Below are 2,888 nucleotides of genomic sequence, written 5' to 3'. Positions count from 1 at the left end.
GGGTCGGCCGGGCGACTCGCGCCGACCTCGCCCAGTGCCCCCGGCTGCGTGCCACCGGCGGCGGGCGGGGTGTGGGCCCCGGGCGCCGTCTCGGCCTCGACATCCGCGTCCAGCTGGTGTTCCCGCCAGTCGGCCGGCAGCAGGTGGTCCAGGACGTCGTCGACGGTCACCACGCCGACAAGCCGGCCGGACCTGTCCAGCACCGGCGCCGCGACCAGGTTGTACGACGCGAGATGACGGGTCACCTCGGCCAGCGGCGTCTCCGGGCGCAGGGAGGCGATGTCCACCTCGATCACCCCGCCGATCAGCGTCGACGGCGGTTCCCGCAACAGCCGCTGGAAGTGTGCGAGGCCGAGGTAGCGCCCGGTCGGCGTCTCGTACGGCGGGCGCACGACGTACACCTGCGCGGCCAGCGCCGGCGACAGCTCCGGTTCCCGGATGCGGGCGAGGGCCTCGGCGACCGTCGCGTTCGGGGCGAGCACGACCGGCTCGCTGGTCATGATGCCGCCGGCGGTGTCGTCGGCGTACAGCAGCAGCCGGCGGATACCGGCGGCCTCGTCCGGCTCCATCAGCCGCAGCAGCCGTTCGGCGTCCTCGGCGGGCAGCTCACCGAGCAGGTCGGCCGCGTCGTCGGGACCCATCGCCTCCAGCACGTCGGCGGCCCGTTCCTCGGCCAGCCCGCCGAGCAGTTCGACCTGCTCGTCCTCGGGCAGTTCCTCGAGGACGTCGGCGAGCCGTTCGTCGTCCAGGGCGGCCGCGACCTCAGCCCGCCGCTTGTCCGACAGGTCGTGCAGCAGCCCCGCCAGGTCCGCCGGGCGCAGCTTCTCGAACGCGGCCAGCAGGTTCGCCGCTCCCTGCCCCTCCTCGGGTAGCGAGAACCCGCTCACGTCGTCCCACGACACCGTCCGGACCTCGCCCCGGCGGCCTCGCCCGCGGCGCACCGCCACCTGGTTGAGCACCCAGTCGCCCCCGCGCACCGGCTCGATCGCCGCGTCCACGACGGTGACCTCTTCCCCCTGGGCCTCGGCCCGGGTGCCCTCCGCTCGGAGATCCCCCCCTGGCACCGCCGCCGTGGACGTCGCCCGGGACGCCGGTTCACCGGCGCCCAACAGCCGCACCCGTCGGTCGAGCAGTTCGGCGAGCACCCGCGTCTCGTTCGGCCGCTGCTCGAAGCGCCGCCAGCTCAGCCGCGCCGACGACAGGACCACCGCGCCGGACTCGACCCCCGTCACCCGACCGATCGGCACGAAGATCGGCCGACGCTGCACATCGACCGCCAGCCCCAGTACCCGGGGTGGCTCGTGCCCCAGCCGCAGCGCCACGATCACATCATGGACGCGACCGACCTGGTCCCCGTTCGGATCAAGGACGAGCAGCCCCGCCAACCGTCGGCAGAACACCCGCGACTGTGCCGGACGCGACGACATCCCTCACCACCCGCCGCGAACATCGCGAACATCGCGCGCAGGCCGGACGCGACGCGTGGCCCGGACGCGACCAACCGGCCGAACCACCGGGAAGCACGCCATGGACGGAGCGCGCGGGACGGGCCAGGGGGCGCGGGAGGGCAAATCCAGCCAGGTCGGTGCCACAGAGCTCGTCACGGGCGGAGATTACCCGCCCCGCCGTCGCCTGCAACCGCGCCCGTGAGTCCCACCACGATCGGGTATCGCCACACGGGTCGCTCCTGCGCCTCTCGGTTAGCTGACCGTCCTATGTGGAATTTTCATTGATTTTGAATATATATGGACAGCGCCTCGCGGATCGTGGAATTGTTCCTTTTGTCCGTTGCCTGTGCGACTGGGAGCCTTGCTGTCCGTTCCGTCGGCCCGGACATCCGTTTCGTTCCTGCGGACGAGACAGCATGGCACCATTCCGGGTGGCAGCCCGCCGCGCGGCGGGGCCGTGCTCGCCAGGAGCCGCCGGCGCGGACGGCACCTCATCCACAGTGGCCCTGTTGCTACAGAAAGTGGGATCTGACGTGCGAGTTGCGTTCCTTGGCCTGGGCACGATGGGGTATCCGATGGCGGGGCACCTGGCCCGGGCCGGGTTCGACCTGGCGGTGTACAACCGCACGGCCGCGACGGCACAGCACTTCGTGGCCGAGTTCGCGGGTCGGGTCGAACCGCCGACGCCGACGCCGGCGGCGGCCGCGGCGGGCGCGGACGTGGTGTGTCTGTGCGTCGGCGCCGACGACGACGTGCGGGAGGTGCTGGTCGGCCCGCAGGGGGCGCTCGGTGCGCTGGCGGCCGGCGCGGTCATCGTCGATCACACGACGACGTCGGCCCGGCTCGCCGTCGAGATCGCCGAGCAGGCACAGGCGCGGGGCGTCGGGTTCGTGGACGCGCCGGTGTCCGGCGGGCAGGCCGGTGCACAGGCCGGGCGCCTCAGTGTGATGTGCGGAGGCGCGGTGGCAACCATCGAACGGGTCCGCCCGGTGCTGGCCGCCTACGGGACGACGATCACCCGGATCGGCCCGGTCGGGACCGGTCAGCTCACGAAGATGGTGAACCAGATTCTGGTGGCCGGGGCGATCGAGGGCGCCGCGGAGGCGCTGAACTTCGCCATGGCCGCCGGGCTCGACCTGGCCCAGGTGCTGCCGGCCGTCTCCGGCGGCGCGGCGAGCTCCTGGTATCTGCAGAACCGGGCCGAAACCATGATCCGCGACGAGTTCGACTTCGGTTTCGCCGTCGACTGGATGCGCAAGGACCTGCGCATCTGCCTGGACGAGGCGACCAGCCGCGGCATCCCGGTACCGCTGACCACGCTCACCGAGTCCGACCTCGCCGACGCTCAGGCCCACGGCGACGGCCGGCGCGACGCCACCGCCGTCATCCGCCTGCGCCGCCTGGCCACCCGCGCCCCCGCCGACGAGGCCAACCCCGCCC

2 protein-coding genes are annotated in these 2,888 nt (G+C 72.9%); one reads left to right on the top strand and one right to left on the bottom strand.

Features of this window, described 5'->3' with window-relative positions; all coding sequences use genetic code 11:
- Positions 1-1,427, bottom strand: a 1,427-nt coding sequence (locus tag ND747_RS16010) for a magnesium transporter MgtE N-terminal domain-containing protein (protein ID WP_251734417.1), incomplete at its 3' end; no start/stop codon positions are given.
- Positions 1,428-1,981: 554 nt separating this feature from the next.
- Between ND747_RS16010 and ND747_RS16005 the strand changes: the two genes are divergently transcribed.
- Positions 1,982-2,888: NAD(P)-dependent oxidoreductase (locus ND747_RS16005; protein ID WP_251734416.1), on the top strand; the 907-nt coding region annotated here is incomplete at its 3' end.

This window comes from Frankia sp. R82, from assembly GCF_023716925.1.
GTDB lineage: Bacteria > Actinomycetota > Actinomycetes > Frankiales > Frankiaceae > Frankia.
The sequence above is the reverse complement of the archived record's forward strand: the minus strand, read 5'-3'. Positions and strand labels throughout refer to the sequence as shown.